At 60.1% G+C, this 20,207-nt stretch carries 19 protein-coding genes; 10 read left to right on the forward strand and 9 right to left on the reverse strand.

Features of this window, described 5'->3' with window-relative positions; genetic code table 11:
• The first annotated feature begins 15 nt into the window (after positions 1–15).
• From ACQZ60_RS02585 to ACQZ60_RS02600, 4 genes are all read left to right on the forward strand, one after another.
• Positions 16–1,104, forward strand: a complete 1,089-nt coding sequence (locus ACQZ60_RS02585; protein ID WP_020812901.1) for an ABC transporter ATP-binding protein — start codon at positions 16–18, stop codon at positions 1,102–1,104.
• A 240-nt stretch (positions 1,105–1,344) separates the two neighbouring features.
• On the forward strand, positions 1,345–1,701 hold the full coding sequence (locus tag ACQZ60_RS02590) for a hypothetical protein (protein ID WP_035236048.1): 357 nt from the start codon (positions 1,345–1,347) through the stop codon (positions 1,699–1,701).
• A gap of 128 nt (positions 1,702–1,829) precedes the next feature.
• A complete protein-coding gene (locus ACQZ60_RS02595; protein WP_020812900.1) occupies positions 1,830–2,093 on the forward strand; it encodes a type II toxin-antitoxin system ParD family antitoxin in 264 nt (87 codons plus the stop codon).
• Positions 2,090–2,389: a type II toxin-antitoxin system RelE/ParE family toxin gene (locus tag ACQZ60_RS02600; RefSeq protein WP_020812899.1), complete on the forward strand. Its 300-nt coding sequence runs from the start codon at positions 2,090–2,092 to the stop codon at positions 2,387–2,389. The genes ACQZ60_RS02595 and ACQZ60_RS02600 overlap by 4 nt, the downstream gene beginning before the upstream one ends.
• 101 nt (positions 2,390–2,490) lie before the next feature.
• Here the strand turns inward: ACQZ60_RS02600 and ACQZ60_RS02605 are convergent, their stop codons facing one another.
• From ACQZ60_RS02605 to ACQZ60_RS02630, 6 genes are all read right to left on the reverse strand, one after another.
• Entirely contained in the window at positions 2,491–3,855 is a 1,365-nt protein-coding gene (locus tag ACQZ60_RS02605; protein WP_448734695.1) for a metallophosphoesterase, read from the reverse strand.
• Positions 3,856–4,071: 216 nt separating this feature from the next.
• A complete protein-coding gene (edd, locus tag ACQZ60_RS02610) occupies positions 4,072–5,892 on the reverse strand; it encodes a phosphogluconate dehydratase (RefSeq protein ID WP_020812897.1) in 1,821 nt (606 codons plus the stop codon).
• A gap of 125 nt (positions 5,893–6,017) precedes the next feature.
• Positions 6,018–6,716: a 6-phosphogluconolactonase gene (gene pgl, locus ACQZ60_RS02615; protein WP_020812896.1), complete on the reverse strand. Its 699-nt coding sequence runs from the start codon at positions 6,714–6,716 to the stop codon at positions 6,018–6,020.
• A gap of 10 nt (positions 6,717–6,726) precedes the next feature.
• Positions 6,727–8,202 (reverse strand): glucose-6-phosphate dehydrogenase, encoded by a 1,476-nt coding sequence (gene zwf, locus ACQZ60_RS02620; protein ID WP_035260679.1) that lies wholly within the window; start codon positions 8,200–8,202, stop codon positions 6,727–6,729.
• Between the two features lie 136 nt (positions 8,203–8,338).
• Entirely contained in the window at positions 8,339–9,625 is a 1,287-nt protein-coding gene (locus tag ACQZ60_RS02625) for an NAD(P)/FAD-dependent oxidoreductase (protein WP_448734696.1), read from the reverse strand.
• 12 nt (positions 9,626–9,637) lie between these two features.
• Positions 9,638–11,074 carry a glutamine synthetase family protein gene (locus ACQZ60_RS02630; RefSeq protein ID WP_035260676.1) on the reverse strand — a complete coding sequence of 479 codons (1,437 nt, stop codon included), beginning with the start codon at positions 11,072–11,074 and terminating at the stop codon, positions 9,638–9,640.
• A 123-nt stretch (positions 11,075–11,197) separates the two neighbouring features.
• Between ACQZ60_RS02630 and ACQZ60_RS02635 the strand changes: the two genes are divergently transcribed.
• On the forward strand, positions 11,198–12,382 hold the full coding sequence (locus tag ACQZ60_RS02635; RefSeq protein ID WP_448734697.1) for an NAD(P)/FAD-dependent oxidoreductase: 1,185 nt from the start codon (positions 11,198–11,200) through the stop codon (positions 12,380–12,382).
• 108 nt (positions 12,383–12,490) lie between these two features.
• Here ACQZ60_RS02635 and ACQZ60_RS02640 read toward each other — a convergent pair whose 3' ends face one another.
• Positions 12,491–12,838, reverse strand: a complete 348-nt coding sequence (locus tag ACQZ60_RS02640) for a hypothetical protein (RefSeq protein WP_448734698.1) — start codon at positions 12,836–12,838, stop codon at positions 12,491–12,493.
• Between the two features lie 86 nt (positions 12,839–12,924).
• On the opposite strand from ACQZ60_RS02640, the gene ACQZ60_RS02645 reads away from it, so the two are divergent.
• Both ACQZ60_RS02645 and ACQZ60_RS02650 read left to right on the forward strand, forming a co-directional pair.
• The gene (locus ACQZ60_RS02645; RefSeq protein ID WP_448734699.1) at positions 12,925–13,797 is read left to right on the forward strand and encodes a LysR family transcriptional regulator; all 873 of its coding nucleotides are present in this window, start codon (positions 12,925–12,927) and stop codon (positions 13,795–13,797) included.
• Between the two features lie 142 nt (positions 13,798–13,939).
• The gene (locus ACQZ60_RS02650; RefSeq protein ID WP_080852665.1) at positions 13,940–14,263 is read left to right on the forward strand and encodes a hypothetical protein; all 324 of its coding nucleotides are present in this window, start codon (positions 13,940–13,942) and stop codon (positions 14,261–14,263) included.
• A gap of 65 nt (positions 14,264–14,328) precedes the next feature.
• Here ACQZ60_RS02650 and ACQZ60_RS02655 read toward each other — a convergent pair whose 3' ends face one another.
• Positions 14,329–14,586 carry an SMc00767 family acetate metabolism repressor gene (locus tag ACQZ60_RS02655; protein ID WP_004432604.1) on the reverse strand — a complete coding sequence of 86 codons (258 nt, stop codon included), beginning with the start codon at positions 14,584–14,586 and terminating at the stop codon, positions 14,329–14,331.
• A gap of 84 nt (positions 14,587–14,670) precedes the next feature.
• Positions 14,671–15,960, reverse strand: a complete 1,290-nt coding sequence (gene aceA, locus ACQZ60_RS02660; protein ID WP_004432607.1) for an isocitrate lyase — start codon at positions 15,958–15,960, stop codon at positions 14,671–14,673.
• A 255-nt stretch (positions 15,961–16,215) separates the two neighbouring features.
• Here aceA and ACQZ60_RS02665 point away from each other — a divergent pair, with 255 nt between their 5' ends.
• The 3 genes from ACQZ60_RS02665 (at position 16,216) to ACQZ60_RS02675 (ending at position 20,204) form a co-directional block, all read left to right on the forward strand.
• The gene (locus tag ACQZ60_RS02665) at positions 16,216–17,631 is read left to right on the forward strand and encodes a helix-turn-helix domain-containing protein (protein ID WP_448734700.1); all 1,416 of its coding nucleotides are present in this window, start codon (positions 16,216–16,218) and stop codon (positions 17,629–17,631) included.
• A 152-nt stretch (positions 17,632–17,783) separates the two neighbouring features.
• Entirely contained in the window at positions 17,784–18,881 is a 1,098-nt protein-coding gene (locus tag ACQZ60_RS02670) for a polyamine ABC transporter substrate-binding protein (protein WP_004432613.1), read from the forward strand.
• A gap of 165 nt (positions 18,882–19,046) precedes the next feature.
• Positions 19,047–20,204: an ABC transporter ATP-binding protein gene (locus tag ACQZ60_RS02675; protein WP_080852663.1), complete on the forward strand. Its 1,158-nt coding sequence runs from the start codon at positions 19,047–19,049 to the stop codon at positions 20,202–20,204.
• Positions 20,205–20,207: the final 3 nt, after the last annotated feature.

Consider the following 20,207-nt stretch of genomic DNA (forward strand, 5'->3'; position numbering starts at 1 on the left):
TAGGGAGGAACACCCATGACAAGTCTCGTTCTCAAGGATATCCGCAAATCATACGGGCAGGTGAAGGTCCTGCACGGCATCGATCTTCAGATCGAACAGGGCGAATTCATCGTTTTCGTCGGTCCCTCGGGCTGCGGAAAATCGACGCTGCTGCGCATGATCGCCGGTCTGGAGGAAATCACCGGTGGCGAGATGTATATTGACGGCCAGCTCGTCAATGAAATCCCGCCCTCGCGGCGGGGTATTGCCATGGTGTTCCAGTCCTATGCGCTTTATCCGCATATGACGGTTTACGACAACATGGCCTTCGGCATGAAGATCGCGAAAGAGAACAAACAGGAGATCGACCGCCGCGTTCGCGCCGCCGCCGAAATCCTGCAACTGACGCAATATCTGGAGCGTCTGCCCAAGGCGCTCTCCGGCGGCCAGCGCCAGCGTGTCGCCATCGGCCGCGCCATATGCCGCAACCCGAAAGTCTTCCTGTTCGATGAGCCCTTGTCGAACCTCGATGCGGCGCTGCGTGTCGCCACCCGCATCGAGATCGCCAAGCTCAACGAGCAGATGGCCGATACCACGATGATCTACGTCACCCACGACCAGGTGGAGGCGATGACGCTGGCGGACCGTATCGTCGTTCTGAATGCCGGTCGTGTGGAACAGGTGGGTGCGCCGCTCGAACTTTACGAAAGGCCGGCCAATCTCTTCGTGGCGCGCTTCATCGGCTCGCCGGCCATGAACATCATTGCTGCAAAGATCACCGGAACCGGCGAAAAGACCTCCATCGAACTTGCGGGCGGCAAGACGCTCGCCGTTTATGTTCCCACGCCCGCAACCGAAAAGGGCAAGGCGGCGAGCTTCGGTGTGCGGCCGGAAGATTTGAGCATCGTCACCGGGGACGATTATCTTTTCGAGGGAAAAGTCGCGATCGTCGAGGCGCTCGGTGAAGTGACGCTGCTTTATCTCGAAGCGCCCAAGGGGCAGGAGCCGATCATCGTCAAGGTGCCGGGCATCGTTTCCGTCGGCAAGGGCGAAACCCTGCGTTTTGCCGCACCGCAGGAAAAGCTCCACCTCTTCGACGCCGAGGGCAAGACCTATCGCAACTAATTGCCGTCGATACCGAAACCGTGCCCCGGAACCTCCTCGTTCCGGGGTTTTTTCCTGATCGTTTGCCGCTGTGGAAAAATGTCGGAAATGTCCCGCTTCCGGTCTGTTTAAGCCTGCGCTGATATGAATTGTTAAAGACTATGACCTAGTCTCAATCCATTGATCGAGCATGGGAGTCTGGGCGTGCAGAGCGGTACGGGTGTCATCAGGAACCATTACCTGAGCAAGGAAGAATCCTTCATGTATGACCGCGAAAGCCGGTTTCGCATGGAAGATACCATGAACGCCGCGCGCATCGAATATACCGAAAAGGCCGTGATGCACATGGCGGCGCGCCGCTGCGATGTCATCCGCATCTCCCAGACCGAAGCGGTGCTGGCGCTGCTGACGAAATATAACCTGCCGAACCAGTTCTATCTCGATATTCCCGACGCCCGCATCACCAAGATCGGCTGCGTGATGTTGCGCGTCAACGCCAACAACACCATCCACGTCCGTTTCCTGCGCATGCTGACGCAGAAGGAACTGGACCGCATTTTTGTGTTCAGCACGCATCCGGCGCATAGAGACCGGAAGCTCGATATCCGGTCGTTCTGAAGTCCTCTCGACCATTGGCAAAAATGGTCTGGCCGGTTGTTTTAACGGTTTGCGTTGTTGTGGCCGTCTCCTGTCGTTGCTAACTATTATCATCGGATGGTATAGGTGAAGGCAGAGAGGATATCGGCATGGCAAGCAGTGCAAATCTCGGCCGTCACCTTGAAGGCTATGTTTCCGATCTTGTGAAGTCGGGACGCTACAACTCGCGCAGTGAAGTACTGCGGGAGGGCGTTCGGCTGGTTGAAGAGCGTGAAAAAAGGCTGGCGGCTCTCGATTTGGCGATTGCGCGCGGTATCGCCGATGCAGATGCCGGACGGACTACACCAGTAGACGATGTTGCCTCTCAACTCAGCGCCAAATACCGGAAGATGGCGGAAGAACGCGGACTGTGATCGTTGTTCTCACCAACGAAGCCAAGGCAGACCTGGAGCGTATCGGCGATTTTATCGCGGCCGATAATCCGCGACGGGCGGAAACATTCATCGCCGAACTGCTGGACCGCTGTCTGAGACTGGCGGAAATGCCGCAAGCCTATCCTCTGATACCCCGTTATGAGCAAAGCGGCATTCGCCGTCGTCCCTATGAAAACTATCTTGTTTTCTATCGCGTCACCCAAACGCGTGTGGAGATTTTGCACATTCTGAATGGTGCCCAGGATTACGAATCCATTCTCTTCCCACAGTCCTAATTCGTGCCGTACCACTCAAATCGTGGCACAACCGCGCGGCAATGAATCAGTCGTCTGTGGAACAGTGAGGAGGACTGTCACCACCTGCGGCATATGCGACCTTAAGAAAGCCCGCCCAGAACCGTCTGCTTCAGCTTCACATCCGGCACTTCGGTAAAGGTGAGATCGCTGCGGCCGAAATAGGATTTCTGGTTGGTGGCGGACCAGTCGTTGCAGACCAGCTTGTAGCGCTCTTTGTTTTCCGGCTTTTCCGGCATGGCGTAGAGATAGTCGCCGGTGCGTGCGGCGAGCGGAATGTCGCCATCCTGATTGCAGCGCTTGAGGATTTGGGCGAGAGCCTCGCCATCGACTTCCGCCACCATCAGCTTGCCGTCGAAACGCACCGAGGCGTTGAAATCGTAGCGGCGAATATCGCCCTCGGGCAGGCCCGCGCCGAAGGAGGTGTGGCCGATGAAGCCGACGTCCGCACCGGTTTTTGCGGCGATGAGTTGCGCCACACGGCGGCCCGCCTCATCGACGGTCATTGCCTTCGCGGATTTGCCGACGATTGCCCGTTCTTCTGCGGTCAGGTGCTTTTCGAGTGTCTGTTCGATCAGGGTCTTGAGAGCCGATGAGCTGGGAGCGCTGCGATCGATCGTAACGGTCTCGATGGCCGAAGCCTTGCCGGGAGCCGCAATCGTCGCCACCGTCATGGAGGTGCACCATGAGCCGGTATGGACATAACGGGTGGCGCCCTGTTCGTGTACGAAGTTCAGATGGTCATGACCGCCGACCAAGAGGGTGCCATCCGGCAGCAGCGGCAGTATATCGCGGTCGGCGACGACGCCGGCATGGCTGAGAACGATGTTGATCGCATCCGCTTTGACGATCCCCGGCAAATTGGCCTTCGCCCATTCGACCGGCTGCGGAATATCGAGCATCTCGCGCGTGGCCTTCGGATAGGTGTTGATCGCATTGGTGGCGAGACCCGCCACAACGATCTTCCGTCCGCCGACGCTTACTTCGGCGCTGGCCGCCGCATAGGGTTTTCCGCTGCGCTTGTCGATGATGTTGGAAAGCACGGTGATGCCGAGGGCCTGCGCGCGGGTGACGAAATTGGAAAGGTCGTTGTCGATATCGGACTCATGATTGCCGATATTGATGACGGTGGGGGCGAGCTTTGCGAGCGCCGCCAGGAAGGTCCATTCGATTTCGCCGGCCGAACGGGCGGCCACCGCATTGCCGATCTCGAAAAGATCGCCGTTCAGCAAGATGATATGAGGCGCCTTGTCGGCGGCGATGCGCGTTTCGATGGCCGCGAGAAGCTGGCCGATACGCTCATAGGCCGAATGCAGGTCGGAGATGACGATTGCACGCAGCGCCACGTCCTGCGCCATAGCCGGCTTTGCCGCCACCATCAGCGGCAGCAGGGCGGTGCCCGCCATAAGCTTCAGCACATCGCGGCGTTTGCTCGAGAAAATCGTCATATCAGGTCCCATCATCCGAAACTGCACCGCCGTCCCGCGGCCGGCTGAGAAGGCCCTAAAGGGCGATCATCACAGCCGCATGACAAGTCTGACGTTTAAGACGTGGGAAATAAAGCGGTTTCTGCGTCAGCTCTCCGCGATGAGGCGTGCATTCAGGCGATGCCGCAAAGTGGGGTTGAAAGGCGAAAGCCGCATCCGGCCTTCGCCCATCAAAAATCAATGGAACAGAACGCTGGCGCCCTGATCGGCCGGACCGGCATTGCGGCGGAAGGGGGCGAAAAGCTCGCGGCCCATGCCCCATTCATTGCCGGAAAGATCGGCGCGCGCCGGTTCGCGTTTCGCGAGTTCAGCGGCCGAAACGAGCACTTCCAGCGTTCCTGAAATGGCGTCGAGACGGATGATGTCGCCATCGCGGATAAGCGAGATCGGGCCGCAATCGGAAGCTTCCGGCGTGACATGGATGGCGGCCGGCACCTTGCCGGAAGCGCCGGACATGCGCCCGTCGGTCACCAGCGCCACCTTGAAACCGCGATCCTGCAGCACGCCGAGCGGCGGTGTCAGACGGTGCAGCTCGGGCATGCCATTGGCCTTCGGTCCCTGGAAGCGGACGACAGCGATGAAGTCGCGGTTGAGCTTGCCGTCCTTGAACGCGTCCTGAAGCTCCTGCTGATCGTGGAACACGATTGCCGGCGCTTCGATGATGTGGCGTTCCGGCTTGACGGCGGAAATCTTGATGACCGATTTGCCGAGATTGCCGGTCAGCATCTTCAGACCGCCGGTCGGCTGGAACGGGGTCTCGATGCTGGAAAGCACCTTCGGGTCGTGGCTTTGCTCGGGCGAGGGCTGGCGGGTGACGGCGCCCTTTTCATCGAGCTTCGCATCCACGGTATAAGCTGAGAGCCCCTGTCCGAAGACGGTGCGCACATCGTCATGCACGAAGCCCTGTTTCAAAAGCTGCTTGATGAGGAAGCCCATGCCACCGGCGGCGTGGAAGTGGTTCACATCGGCAAGACCGTTGGGGTAAACGCGGGCGAGCAGCGGCACGATGTCGGAAAGATCGGAAATATCCTGCCAGGTGAGGATGATGCCGGCGGCGCGCGCCATGGCGATCAGATGCATGGTGTGGTTGGTGGAGCCGCCCGTCGCATGCAGGCCGACGACGCCGTTGACGACGGATCTTTCGTCGATCATCTCGCCTGCCGGCGTGAATTCGTTGCCCTGCGCGGTAATCGCCAACGCCCGCTTCGTTGCCTCGCGCGTCAGCGCATCGCGCAGCGGCGTGCCGGGATTGATGAAGGAGGAACCGGGCATATGGAAGCCCATGATTTCCATAAGCATCTGGTTGGAATTGGCGGTGCCGTAGAAGGTGCAGGTGCCGGGGCCGTGATAGGATTTCGATTCCGCTTCCAGAAGCTCGGCGCGGCCGACCTTGCCTTCGGCATAAAGCTGGCGGATGCGGGATTTCTCGTCATTCGGCAGGCCGGATGTCATCGGGCCGGCGGGAACGAAGACGGCGGGCAGATGGCCGAAGGCGAGGGCTGCGATGACGAGGCCGGGCACGATCTTGTCGCAGACACCGAGATAGACGGCGGCGTCGAACATGTTGTGGGAGAGGCCGATGCCAGCCGCCATGGCGATGGCGTCGCGGGAAAACAGCGAAAGTTCCATGCCGGGCTGGCCCTGGGTCACGCCGTCGCACATGGCGGGAACCGCGCCTGCCACCTGGGCTATACCGCCCGCTTCTTTGGCCGCATCGCGGATGATCGCCGGGAAGGTCTCATAGGGCTGGTGCGCCGAGAGCATGTCGTTATAGGCGGTGATGATGCCGAGATTGGGAACCCGGTCGCCGGCAAGGATGTCCTTGTCGGCGGGGGAACAGACCGCAAATCCATGCGCGAGATTGCCACAGGAAAGTACGGAACGGTGAACGCCTTTTGAGACCTGCAGCCGCAGCCGCTCGAGATAGGTCTCGCGGTAGGGCTTGGAACGTTCGACGATGCGGGCGGTGATGGCCTGAATGCGGGAATCGGCGGACATGGGCGTTCATCCTGTTCGTTGGTCGGCAACCGGCGTTCCGGGAGGTGAACGGCCGGTTGTCGTGTTTCAGTCTTCATGTCTTCGGGGCGCTTTTCGCGGGCCGCAGAGGCGGCAACCGCGTTGGCTTATGGCGCCCAGTATATATCCACGGGCGTTTCAGCGCGGTTCAGCACGGCGCGGATCGGCATTTCATCCTCATCCTCGCCCGACTGTGCTTTTTCCAGCGTCGCCTTCTTGGCAGCACCTTCGATATGCAGCACCAGAAACTCGGCATCGTGCAGGCTGGAGAAGTTGAAGGTTAACCGCTCCTCTCCCGCATTCTCCGCCGCCATGGTCAAAACGCCGCGCGGTTCATCGAGGTCCAGCGCTTCGTAGAGATTGTCTCCACCGGGGAAGAACGATGCCGTGTGGCCATCCGTTCCCATGCCGAGAATGACGACATCGAACGGGTCGCAGATCGCCTCGGTCTTGACGGTCGCAAGCGTCGCGGCATCTTCCGGTGAGGCCGCCGGCTGGAACAGCGGCACGAAATAGGCCGACTTCGCCTTGTCCTGCAAAAGGTTCTCGGCGACGAGGCGGTGGTTCGAACGGTCGCTTTCCGGCGGCACGAAACGTTCGTCCACCAGCGTCACGCTGATATTGGGCCAATCCAGATCGTGTTTGGAAAGCGCCTGAAAGAACAGCTTGGGCGTCGAACCGCCGGAGACGGCAATGCTTGCCGCACCGCGATCCTTCGTTGCTGCATCGAGGCGCTTGGCAACCTCCGCCGAAAGAGCGGTTGCCAGTTCGGCGGCGGTGTCGAAGACGTGGATCGTTTCGCTCATCGCCAGGCCCTCAATCGGCATCGTGCCAGGTGCGGCCGTCGCGCTCGATCAGTGCGATCGAGCCGCTCGGACCCCAGGTGCCGGCGGTATAACCCTGCACGCCCTGTCCCAGATCTTCCCAACTCTTGAGAATGGGGTCGATCCAGTCCCACGCGGCCTCGACCTCGTCGCGGCGCATGAACAGCGTCTGGTTGGAGCGAATGGTGTCCATCAACAGCCGCTCATAGGCATCGGGGCTGCGCACGTTGAAGGCTTCGGCAAAGCTCATGTCCAGCGAGACCTGACGCAGGCGCATACCGCCCGGGCCGGGGTCCTTGATAAGCAGGGACTGCTTGACGCCTTCATCCGGCTGCAGGCGAATGACCAGCTTGTTGGCTTCGATCTTGCCGGCTGCATCGTCGAAGATCGAATGCGGGATCTGCTTGAAGGTGACGACGATTTCCGAAACGCGGGTCGCGAGGCGTTTTCCTGTGCGGATGTAGAAAGGAACGCCGGCCCAGCGCCAGTTGGCGATTTCAGCCTTGATGGCGACGAAGGTTTCGGTGTTGGAAACGCCGCCTTCCAGCTCTTCCAGATAGCCCTTGACCGGGCCGCCTGCGGAAGCGCCGGCGCGATACTGGCCGCGAACCGTCTGCTTTTCGACATTGCTGGTGTCGATCGGCTTCAGCGAGCGCAGAACCTTGAGCTTTTCATCACGCACGGCTTCCGCATTCATGGATGCGGGCGGCTCCATGGCGACAAGGCAAAGCAGCTGCAGGATATGGTTCTGCACCATGTCGCGCAGCGCGCCGGCCTTGTCGTAATAACCGGCGCGGCCTTCAAGGCCGACCGCTTCGGCAACGGTGATCTGCACATGGTCGATATGGGCGGAATTCCACAGCGGCTCATAAAGCGCATTGGCGAAACGCAGCGCCATCAGGTTCTGCACCGTCTCCTTGCCGAGATAGTGGTCGATACGGAAGATCTGCTCTTCCTTGAAGACGTGGCCGATGGTGTCGTTCAGTTCCTGCGCGGAAGCCAGATCGCGGCCAATCGGCTTTTCAACGACGATACGGGTCGAGCGGGTGATGAGCTTGTGCTCGCGGATCTTGTCGGCAATATCGCCGAAAATGCCGGGCGCAACAGCCAGATAGAAGGCGCGCACGCGCTCCTTGCCTTCGTCCAGCAGCTTCTTCAGCACGTCCCAGCCATTATTGCCCTTGGCATCGACTGGCACGTAGAAAAGCCTGTTCAGGAAGATGGCGACCTGCGCATCGTCATATTCGCCGGCCTTCAGGTGCTCCTTCAGCGCGTCCTGCGCGAATTTGCGATATTCCTCATGGGTCATGACCGAGCGCGACGCGCCGATGATGCGGGTCGGCTCCGTGAACTGGCCTTCGACCTGCCGGTGATAAAGGGCCGGCAGAAGCTTGCGCTCGGCAAGATCGCCCGTGCCGCCGAAAACGACACAATCAAAAGGTTCAACAGGAATGATCTGACTGCTCATATCGATTCTCTCGATCTTCAAAGGTTGGGGCATCAATAATCTAATCGATTTAAAAATGCCAGACTCAGTTATGTGAAATTATGAATTTTGCTTCCGGCAACTCGTCCGCCGCCGGCAACAGTCTGTAAACATTGGCCTAAAACCTGTCTCGCAACGCGTACCAGGAGAGCGCGAGGAAAAGCAGCGGCGCGCGCAGCGACGCCCCGCCGGGAAAAGAGGGCACCTTCAGCTGCGCGAAGGGCGCCAGCATGTCCTTTTTGCCGAGAACGAGATCGGCATAGAGCTTGCCGCAATAGTTCGACAGCATCACCCCATGGCCGGAATAACCGCCGATGGAGGTGACGCCGGGCATGACGTCGCGCACGAAGACTTTGCGTGGCAGGGTAATGCCGACGGAGCCGCCCCAGGAATGGCTAATCTCAATATCTTTCAGCGCAGGATAGATTTCCGCGATCTGCCGGCGGATGTGGCTGGAAATATCGCGCGGCGTATCGGCCGTATAGGCTTCGCGCCCGCCGAACAGCAGCCGGTTATCGGCCGTCTTGCGGAAATAGCGCACCACGAACCGCGAATCCGCCACGGCCTCCCGGTCGGGAATGATGTCGGGAAACGCATCCAGCGGCACGGTGGCGCCGATGAAGGAACGGATCGGCATGATATGGGCGGCCGTGACCGGTTCCAGATTGCCGATATAGGCATTGGTGGCGATCAGCACCCGCGGCGCGGTGATCGTACCGAAAGGCGTTTCGATGATGGTCTTGCCGCCCGTTTGGCGGATTGATTTAGCCGGCGTCATTTCATAAATGCCGGCACCGGCGGCTTTCGCCGCCTTCGCCAGCCCGACCAGCAGCTTCAACGGGTGGATATGGCCGGTGCCGGTATCGCGCGTGCCGCCGAAATAATGGGTGGAGCCGACGCGTTTGCGTGCTTCTGCGCGTTCCATGTAGGAAATATGCGGATAGCCATAACGGTTGTTCATCGCATCGACACTGCGGCGATAGTCGTCCTCGTAAGCGGCCTTGTGCGCCACATAGAGCTGCCCGGGAAGATATTCCATGTCGATGCCGCGGCTGACGGCGAAGCCGCGCAGGTAGTTTTTGGCGTCCTCGGCAATGTCGAACAGCAGCTTCGATTGCTCGAAACCGATCTCTTCTTCCATCTCGTCGGGGAAGGAACGCTGGCCGGTGCCGAATTGCCCGCCATTGCGGCCGGAAGCGCCATCGCCGAAGCGATGCGCTTCGATGAGGGCGACGGAGACGCCGTTTTCGGCGAGGTTACAGGCGGCCTGAAGACCGGTATAACCGCCGCCGATGATGGCCACGTCCACCTCTTTCGACCCGTCGAGAGCGGGATAGTCCGGCCGCTCGCCAACGGTTGCCTGATACCAGGAAATTCCCGGCGCAATCGGGCTTTGCCATGTCATGCTCGGGGTTCCTCACACGTTGAGAAGCAGGAATTCCCGCTCCCAGGGGCTGATGACCTGCATGAAGGTCTCGAACTCCCCACGTTTCAGACCGGCATAGAGGCCGACGAATTCATGGCCGAACACCCGGTCGAACTGCTCTTCGCCTTCCAGCAGCGCCACGGCTTCCAGAAGACCGCGCGGCAATTCGATGGAGCCTTCATTGGCCGTATCGGCGGTAGGTTCGGTCGGCTCGATATTGTTGACGATGCCGAGCCAGCCGCAGCCGAGCGAGGCGGCAAGCGCGAGATAGGGATTGGCGTCCGAACTCGGCAGGCGGTTTTCGACGCGCCGCGCCTGCGGGCCGGAAATCGGCACGCGGAAGGCGGTCGTGCGGTTGTCGTAGCCCCAGGCATTGTTGACCGGGCAGGCCATGTCGGGCGTCAGGCGGCGATAGGAATTCACATAGGGCGCCAGCATGACGAGCGCGTTCGGAACATAACGCTGCATGCCGCCCACGAAGGAGAAGAATTCTTTCGAAGGGCTGCCATCGGCATTGGAGAAGATATTGCGGCCGCTGTCGATCTCCACCACCGACTGGTGGATGTGCATGGCCGAACCCGGCTGGCCCTGCATGGGCTTGGCCATGAAGGTGGCGTAGATGCCATGCTTCAGCGCCGCCTCGCGAATGGTGCGCTTGAACAGGAACACCTGGTCGGCAAGCTCGATGGGATCGCCATGGCGCAGGTTGATTTCCAGCTGCGCCGGGCCTTCCTCGTGGATCAGCGTATCGATCTCGAGGCCCTGTTTTTCGGAGAAATGATAGATGTCGTCGATCAGCTCGTCGAATTCGTTGATGCCGGCGATGGAATAGCTCTGCCCGCCGACGATGGAGCGGCCGGACCGGCCCTTCGGCGGATGCAGCGGATAATCCGGATCGTCATTCATGGCGACGAGGTAGAACTCGATTTCCGGCGCCACGACCGGCTTCCAGCCCTTTTCGGTATAGAGCGAAAGCACATTCTTCAGCACGTTGCGCGGCGTGTAGGGCACGAAATTGCCCTCGGCATCCACCACGTCGCAGATCACCTGCGCGGTCGGGTCGGTTTCCCAGGGCACCACGGAGAGGGTGGAAAGATCGGGCACCAGCTTCAGGTCGCTGTCGCGCGGCTCGTAACGGAAATTGGCGGTCTCATCAGGATATTCGCCGGAGATCGTATGGCGGTAGAGCGCGGATGGCAGGGCAAGCGAGGTGTCGCCCGTGAATTTCGCCGTCGGCATCATCTTGCCGCGCGGAACCCCGGCAAGGTCGGGCGTGATGCATTCTATGTCTTCGATCCCGCGCGCCCGCAGCCATTGCGCGGCTTCGCGCCAGGAGGAAACGCCACGGGGGGAGGAAAGGTCGAGGGGAGGTGTCTTTGCCATGGTTGCCTGTTTCTTCGGGCGGAGCATGGTTTTCTTGGCGGGCATGTATCACCGGGTCTGTGTTTCGACTGGCGCCATCATAACCGTAGTTTGGCAATTGGCGAGGGGGAAAGCGCCATTGACAAGCGGCGGCACTTCGAAAAGAGGAAAGGAAACGGATCGGATGGAATGATGACAGAGAAATGTGACGTGCTGATTTTGGGGGCGGGCGCCGCCGGCATGATGTGCGCCATCCGCGCCGGCCAGCGCGGCCGCTCCGTCGTCATTCTCGACCATGCCAAGGCGCCGGGCGAAAAGATCCGCATCTCCGGCGGCGGCCGCTGCAACTTCACCAATATCCATGCCGGGCCGAAGAATTATCTCTCCGCCAACCCGCATTTCGCCAAATCCGCGCTCGCCCGTTACACACCGCGCGATTTCATCGCCCTTGTCGAAAAACACCGCATCGGCTGGCATGAAAAAACGCTCGGTCAGCTCTTTTGCGATGACAGCGCCAAGGACATCATTCGCATGTTGCTTGGCGAAATGCAGGCGGTGAATGCGAAGCTGCGGCTCGAAACGTCAGTTTCGGCCGTCACCCATGATGGCGCCCGTTTCCGCGTCACGACATCCGCCGGCGTCATCGAGGCGGAAAGCCTCATTGTGGCGACGGGCGCCAAGTCCATCCCGAAAATGGGCGCGACCGGTTTTGCCTACCAGATCGCCGAACAGTTCGGCCTCAAGCTCATCGAGACTCGTCCGGGTCTCGTGCCGCTGACACTCGATCCCGCCTTGCTGGAAAAGCTGAGCCCGCTTGCCGGCGTCGCTGTTCCGGCCGAGGTTTTCCACGGCAAGACCTCGTTTGAGGAAGCGCTGCTCTTCACCCATCGCGGCTTGAGCGGCCCTTCCATCCTGCAAATCTCATCCTACTGGCGCGAGGGTGACGTGGTCCGCCTGAAGCTCGAGCCGCATCGCGATATAGCCGCGCTGCTGAAGCAGGCAAAGCAGAAGAACGGCCGCCAGTCGCCCCAGACGGCTCTGTCGGAAATTCTGCCGAAGCGTCTTGCCCAGCACGTCGTCGAACAATCCGGCCTCACCGGCCATCTGGCGGATATGTCCGACAAGGCTCTGGCAAAGCTGGCGGGCGAGGTGCAGGACTGGCAGATCAAGCCCGCCGGTTCTGAAGGTTATCGCACGGCGGAAGTCACGCTCGGCGGCGTGGACACGACCGGCCTCGATTCCCGCAGCATGGCTGCGAAATCCGTGCCCGGCCTCTATTTCATCGGCGAATGTGTCGATGTGACCGGCTGGCTCGGCGGTTATAATTTCCAGTGGGCCTGGGCGTCTGGACAGGCGGCTGGTGAATTTGCGTGAAACCTTGCCCGTTAAGACCTTGTTAACGGGCGCGGAGTCATCCTGACCAAATGCCAGCAAAGCGGATCGCTCGATGATCCCGCTGCACATGAAGTCATGCTGGAGGCCTTAACAGGGCATGGGTCGGTTGAGTTTTTCGTCAGGAACCCGCGCATGAACAGATCCGCACATCGCCGCCCTCGGGCCATTGCCATCGCCCGCACTGACAACGAGAGCCGTCATCTGGCCTTTCGCCTGAGCCTCATCGCAGCCGGTGCCCTCGCGGCCCTGATCGCCCTCTTTCACTGATCTGCGGCGCTTCGCCTTCATCAAGCGGATGAGCGCGCTGAAAAACCGTGACGGGCGCGATGCCTCGGCCATGTCAGTATAAAACTTCTCTTCCTGCAGAATGGCTTCGCGCCGTGTGCGAGGCTGCTGGTTTTCGATGATGACCCGTGCTGCAAAAATCGCATGCATGTCGCTCTCCTTCTAAGTGCGGAGGGCCATGATGCACGCCGTTTTTTGATTTATCTGCGTAAGAAAATGCGCTACGTTTTTCACCCATGAAAAACGTCACCTGGGATTCCTATCAGCTTTTCCTCGATGTGTCACGCAGCGGTGGCCTGACGGGTGCTGCGGCGCTGACGGGCTTGAGCCCCGCGACGGTGGGGCGGCGCATGGTCGAGCTGGAGGAGCGTATCGGCAAGGCGCTGTTCCAGCGCAGCCAGACGGGATACGCCCTGACCGCGGACGGTCGTACGCTGTTCGACCGGCTTCAGGCGATGGAGAATGCGGCAAGGGACATCGAGGGATGGCAGAAGGCGTCGTCGGCCTCGTCTGTCGTGCGCATTGCCGTCGGCACCTGGAACGCCTGGCTGCTGACCGGAAATTTCTCCGCCATCTGCACCGATCGCGACGATTTCCGCATCGATCTTTTCATTGCCGAACAGAGGGCGTCTCTGGCCCATCGCGAAAACGATATCGGCATCCGCGCTTTCGAGCCGCAGGAAAAGAACCTTGCCGCCGTCAGGACGGGGGAGGTGGCCTATGCGCCCTACAGGCTGCGCAACGCGGCCGTTTCCGTCGCCGACCGCTGGCTGGCGGTGGCGGAGGAAAACGCCATTTCAACCTATCTGCGCTGGCCGCATGAAAATCGTAACAACGAGATCGTGGTGACGGTGAACCGGCCGACGGCGCTTCTCGATCTGGTGCTGGCCGGGGCGGGGGTCGCGGTGCTTCCCTGTTTCGTGGGCGATGCGGATGCGCGGCTCGCTCGGGAAGGCGAAGAGCTGGAGAGCCTTCGCCACAATCAATGGATCGTCATGAACAATGACGATCGCCACCGCCGCGATATCAGGGCGGTGGCGGATCGGATGACCCGTCTGATCAAGAGCCATTCCGATCTATATGCCGGGCGCAAGAGCCGCCCCGCATAGGTAAAATTACTTTTAGTTGTATAAATAACTTTAAATAATTTATAGTTGCGTGTGCGTCAAAATATCCATAGGTTGCCTTTTGTAAGTTTAACCCCTTTAGGTTGAGGCCACCATGATAGTTTCAGCATCATATGTAAATGCGATGTCCGCAGCGGGAACGCCGGAAGAAGCAGCAAAGCTCTTTTATGCAGCAGTCAGCAAGGGTCTCGCGGCAGTCGTTGCCGATGCTCTTTCGCAATCTGTCACGGCAATTGCGCCGGCAGCCGCAGGCACCAAGATCGCAGGCTGGGAAAAGCTCGTGGGCGGTGTAGCGATGCATCTGGCGTGGGAATCGCCGGCCGTTCTGAACCCGATTCCCCTGACGCAGCTTGCCTGCTTCGCTCCCTATGCGCCTCAACTCCAGGGTAACGTCGAGGCGATGGGCGTCAATGTAAGCATCGGCGTTTCCGTATCGGCGAGCTTCTGAGGCGGCCACTTCTGACGTTTGCATTGAAGACCGGAGCATCGATTATGATGTTCCGGTCTTTCGTTTCAGGCGGCGTCACGCCCCTGCGCGACGATGACGGGGATAAGCAGATCCCCCCAGTTGCCGCCGCCGCCATGGTGGCGGGCCGAGCGGACCAGCTCGACGGAAACGCCGGCCTCGACGGCTTTCATGACGGCCTGGTTGAGGCGGTGCAGATCGTTGGCCAGCATGCGGATGGCGGCTTGCTGATCCTGCGTCATGGCGGAGGACTGTTCCTCGGCGCGTTCCTTGACGTGGGTCTTGATGGGGTTATGGGCATTCATGGCATTTCTCCTCTCATTATTGGTTGGGGTTCTTGATCCGGTTTGCAAGCCCTTCCCGTCGCCGGGAAGGGCAGTTTTTCGATTTTATTCGGCCGCCGGGCGGAACTGGTCGTGCTCGGTGGATTCCTTCATGGCGGTGGTCGAGGACGTGCCGCCAGAGATCGCCAGAGACACCGCGTCGAAATAGCCGGTGCCGACTTCGCGCTGGTGCTTGGTGGCGGTGTAACCATTGGCCTCGGCTGCGAATTCCGCTTCCTGAAGCTCGGAATAGGCCGCCATCTGCCGGTCCTTGTAACCGCGCGCCAGTTCGAACATGCCGAAATTCAGCTGGTGGAAACCGGCGAGCGTGATGAACTGGAACTTGTAGCCCATCGCGCCGAGTTCTCGCTGGAACTTGGCAATCGTCGCGTCGTCGAGGTTCTTTTTCCAGTTGAACGACGGCGAGCAATTGTAGGCGAGCTTCTTGCCCGGATGCACCTTGTGCACGCCTTCGGCAAACCTGCGCGCCTGCTCGAGATCCGGCTTGGATGTCTCGCACCAGATCAGGTCGCAATAAGGCGCATAGGCCACCGCGCGGGCAATGCAGGGCTCAAGACCGTTCTTGACCTGATAGAAGCCCTCAACGGTGCGGCCGGCATCGTAATCCACGAAGGGACGGTCGCGCTCGTCGATGTCGGAGGTCAGGAGCTTGGCGGCCTCCGCATCCGTGCGGGCGATAACCAGAGTCGGCACACCCATGACATCTGCCGCAAGCCGTGCCGCCGTCAGGTTGCGGATATGCGCCGCCGTCGGTATCAGAACCTTGCCGCCGAGATGGCCGCATTTCTTTTCCGATGCCAGCTGGTCTTCATAATGAACACCGGCAGCACCTGCCTCGATAAAGGCCTTCATGATTTCGAAGGCGTTGAGCGGCCCGCCGAAGCCGGCCTCCGCATCGGCAACGATCGGCGCGAACCAGGTGTCGACCGAAAGACCCTTGCCTTCCGCCGTCTCGATCTGGTCGGCGCGCTGCAGGGTGCGGTTGATGCGCTTTGCAAGCTCCGGTGCGGCATTGGCCGGATAAAGCGACTGGTCCGGATACATGGCCGACGCCGTATTGGCATCCGCGGCAACCTGCCAGCCGGAAAGATAGATCGCCTTCAGCCCGGCGCGAACCATCTGCATGGCCTGGTTACCGGAAAGCGCGCCAAGCGCGTTGACGAAGTTTTCCTCGTTGATCAGCTTCCACAGCCGGTTCGCGCCCATCTCGGCCAGTGAATGGCGGATGTCGACGGAGCCGCGCAGCCGTTCCACGTCGGCGGCGGTGTAGGTGCGCTCGATGCCATCGAAACGTCCCTGCGGTGCGCCCGGAACAAGTTTGTAAAAATCCGTCATATTTCTCTCTCCCATGATAAATGCGGTTTCCGTAACGGGCCCTCTTCAACATCATATGGCGCCGTTTGATGTGACTACATTTACATTTTTCGATATTTGAGCGCCAGAATAAACATAAAAACAGTGACTTGAAAGAGGTTATCCTGTAGAGTACGTGACAGGGTGGAGGTGTAAAATTGTAAATTTTGTAAAAGTCCTTCACCCCGCGAATTTGTAACAGATTTGTATGAGTCGCAGGCACGGGGAGGCGAGGCGGTGTCGGAAAACAAGATTTTTGCAGGCCCGCGCGTGCGCCGCATTCGCAATGGTCTCGCGCTGACGCAGACGGCAATGGCCGAGGCGCTGGCGATTTCGCCGTCCTATCTCAATCTCATCGAGCGCAACCAGCGGCCGCTGACGGTGCAGCTGCTTTTGAAGCTTGCCTCCGTCTACAAGGTCGATCTGGACGATCTGCAGGGTGAAAGCGCCGGTTCCGCCGGGCAGCTGCGCGAGGTCTTCGCCGATCCGTTGCTTTCGGGTGAAGTGCCGTCGCCACAGGAGCTGATCGAGGTCGCCGATGCCGCGCCCAATGCGGCAAGCGGTGTCCTCAAGCTTTATCGCGCCTATAGGGAACAGGCGCAGCGCCTTTCCGATCTCTCCGATCTTCTGGCGCGGGAGGGGCACGAGACGGCGCTCTCCTCCACCCGCCTGCCGATCGACGAGGTGCGGCATGTCTTTGAAAACCGACCGGTCTATTTCCATGCCATCGACGCGACGGCGGAAGAACTCCACAAACACCTGTCGGCGGGCGACGATCTCGCCTCCGGCCTTCGTGCATGGCTTCAGAAAAACCACGGCATCGTGGTCCGCACCCTGCCGGTTCATGCCATGCCGAATCTCAGGCGGCGTTATGACCGCCATTCCATGCGGCTGTTTTTATCCGAACGACTGTCGCAGCCGGACCAATTGCGGGAAATGGCCATGGAGACCTGTCTTCTGGCGCTTCGCGAAGAAATCGGCACGGAGCTTGAAGGGCTCGGTCTGAAAGGGGAGGAGGCAAGGCGCATCGCCCGCTTCGAGCTGGCGCGTTACGCCGCCCATGCGTTGATGATGCCCTATGGCGCATTCCTCAGCGCCGCCCAGCGGGCAAAATACGATCTCGAGGTTTTGCGGTCGCGCTTCAACGTTTCTTTCGAACAGGCGGCCAACCGCCTCGTCAGCCTGCAACGGCCGTCAGCCGCGGCGATCCCGTTTTTCCTGATGGAGATCGACAATGCCGGCAACCGTTTCCGCCTTGCGGGGGCCGGCGGTTTTCCAAGGGCGCGTTTTGGCGGCCTCTGTCCGCGTCTCAACATCCATGCCGCTTTCGCCCAGCCGGGACAGGTGCTGGTGGAGGCGGTGGAGATGCCGGATGGCGACGCTTTCCTCACGGTGTCGCGCACGCTGGAAGGCCCGCAGGCGGGTTTCGGCGAAAGGGTGCGGCGAACGGCCGTGCTTCTCGGCTGCGATCTCGCCCAGGCCGGAGACACCGTCTATGGCCCGGCCGCCTCGGGTGCTGCGCCCGTCGCCGTCGGGCCTTCGTGCCGGCTGTGCGAAAGGCAGGGCTGTCTGTCGCGGGCCGAAGCGCCGCTGACGCGGCCGCTGGGGCTCGATGAAATGGTTACCGGTCTCAGTGTTTTCGACTTCCAGTAGGTGTTTCCATTCGCTTTTTCCCGTCCGGAACACATTTGGTTGAAAATGCTGTGCTGCACATTTCCCGCTTGCTCCCTTTTGTTTTCCTTTCTAGTCTCTCCCAAAAAAGGGGATCACGCTCCCATCGTGAGGATGCGTTAACAGGAGACATCATGAAAAACCGTTCTCTCCGCCTGACCTTGGCTCTCACCACCGCGCTCGTTGCAGCAGGCTCGGCAATGGCCCAGGAGAAGGTCGTCCACGTCTATAACTGGTCGGATTATATCGACGAATCGATCCTTGCCGATTTCACCAAGGAAACCGGCATCAAGGTCGTCTATGACGTTTTCGACAGCAACGAACTCGTGGAAACCAAGCTTCTGGCCGGCAGCTCCGGTTATGATGTCGTGGTGCCGACCGGGCCCTTCCTCGCCCGCCAGATCAATGCCGGCGTGTTCCAGAAACTCGACAAGTCCAAGTTGCCGAATCTGAAGAACATGTGGCCCGAGGTTTCCGAGCGTCTGGCCAAATACGATCCCGGCAACGAATATGCCGTGAACTACATGTGGGGCACCACCGGCATCGGCTATAATGTCGCCAAGGTGAAGGCCGCTCTCGGCGATGTTCCGGTCGACAGCTGGGATATTCTCTTCAAGCCGGAAAATGCCGAAAAGCTGAAATCCTGCGGCATCAATATTCTCGATGCGTCGGACGAGACCTTCGCCATCGCCATGAACTATCTCGGCAAGAATCCGGATAGCAAGGAAACCGCCGATCTCGAGGCGGGCGGCGACGTCTACATGAAGATCCGCCCCTATGTGAAGACCTTCAACTCCTCCGCCTATATCGATGAACTGGCGAATGGCGACAGCTGCATCACCATCGGCTGGTCGGGCGATATCCTGCAGGCGAAAAGCCGCGCCGAGGAAGCCAAGAACGGCGTCGAAGTGAACTACGTCATTCCGAAGGAAGGCACCTATATGTGGTTCGACAACCTTGCCATCCCGGCGGATGCCAAGAATGTCGAGGAAGCCCACGCCTTCATCAATTATCTGATGCGGCCGGAAGTCATCGCCAAGGCCTCCAACTATGTTCAGTATGCGAATGGCAACCTCGCCTCGCAGGCGCTGATGGATGAGTCCGTCGCCAAGAACCCGGCGGTCTATCCCGATGCCGAGACGCTGAAGAAGCTCTTCACCATCTCGCCTTACGGACCGAAGGAACAGCGCGTCCTGAACCGCGTCTGGACGCAGATAAAGACCGGCAGCTGACACTTCCGCCCGCTGGTTGAGGAACGGCCGGCGGGCCTGTTTCTCTGATCCTTTGCCGGCAGGTTCCGTTACCTGCCGGCGTCGCCCGCCTCAAAGCATCGGACCGAAAGTCGGAAAATCCGATGCTCAAATCTACAAGACCAACGGGATTTGAGGGTAGGGTGAATGGCGAAAACTCTGGGGCCGGTCAAACGCAAATTTAGCCCTTGGGACAATCCCGATGCGGTGCCCTTCATCCGCTTTGAAAACGTCACCAAACGTTTTGGCGATTTCGTCGCCGTCAACAATCTGACGCTCGATATCTATGAACGCGAGTTCTTCTCGCTGCTCGGCCCCTCCGGCTGCGGCAAGACAACGCTGATGCGCATGCTGGCCGGTTTCGAAGAACCGACCGAGGGCCGCATCCTGCTGCAGGGCAAGGATATTTCCGGCGTGCCGCCCTACAAGCGCCCCACCAACATGATGTTCCAGTCCTACGCGCTTTTCCCGCATATGTCGGTGGAAAAGAACGTCGCTTTCGGTCTGGAGCAGGACGGTCTGCCCAAGGCGGATATCGCCGCCCGCGTCGAAGAAATGCTGCGGCTCGTCAAGCTCACGGAATTCGCAAGGCGTAAGCCAAGCCAGCTTTCAGGCGGCCAGCGGCAGCGCGTGGCGCTTGCCCGCTCGCTTGCCAAGCGGCCCAAGGTGCTTTTGCTGGATGAACCGCTCGGCGCGCTCGACAAGAAGCTGCGCGAGGAAACGCAATTCGAACTGATGGACATCCAGACCAATCTCGGTCTCACCTTCCTCATCGTCACCCACGATCAGGAAGAAGCGATGACGGTCTCGGACCGCATCGCTGTCATGGACAAGGGCAATGTCGTGCAGGTGGCGACGCCGGCCGAGATCTATGAAGCGCCGAACAGCCGCTACGTGGCGGACTTCATCGGCGATATCAATATTTTCGACGCCAATGTCGTCGCCAATGCTTCCGATATCGGCAAACCGGGTCTGGTGACGCTGGATTGCGAAGGGCTGAAGGTGGCGGTGGAGCAGGAATGCGCCGCTGCGACCGGCAGCCAGGTGGCTTTCGCCATCCGCCCGGAAAAGGTCCGCATCTCGCTCGACCAGCCCGCCGATAGCAGCATCAATTCCGCCTATGGCGAGGTCTGGGATATCGGCTATCTCGGCGACTTCTCCGTCTTCATCGTCAAGCTTGCCGATGGCCGCGTCATTCGCGCCGCGCAGGCGAATGTTTCGCGTCTCGTCGATCGCCCGATCACCTTCGGCGATATGGTGTGGCTAAACTGGAAGCCGGATTCCGGCCTCGTCCTGACGCGCTGAGGG

This window comes from Agrobacterium sp. 22-223-1 (assembly GCF_053522385.1).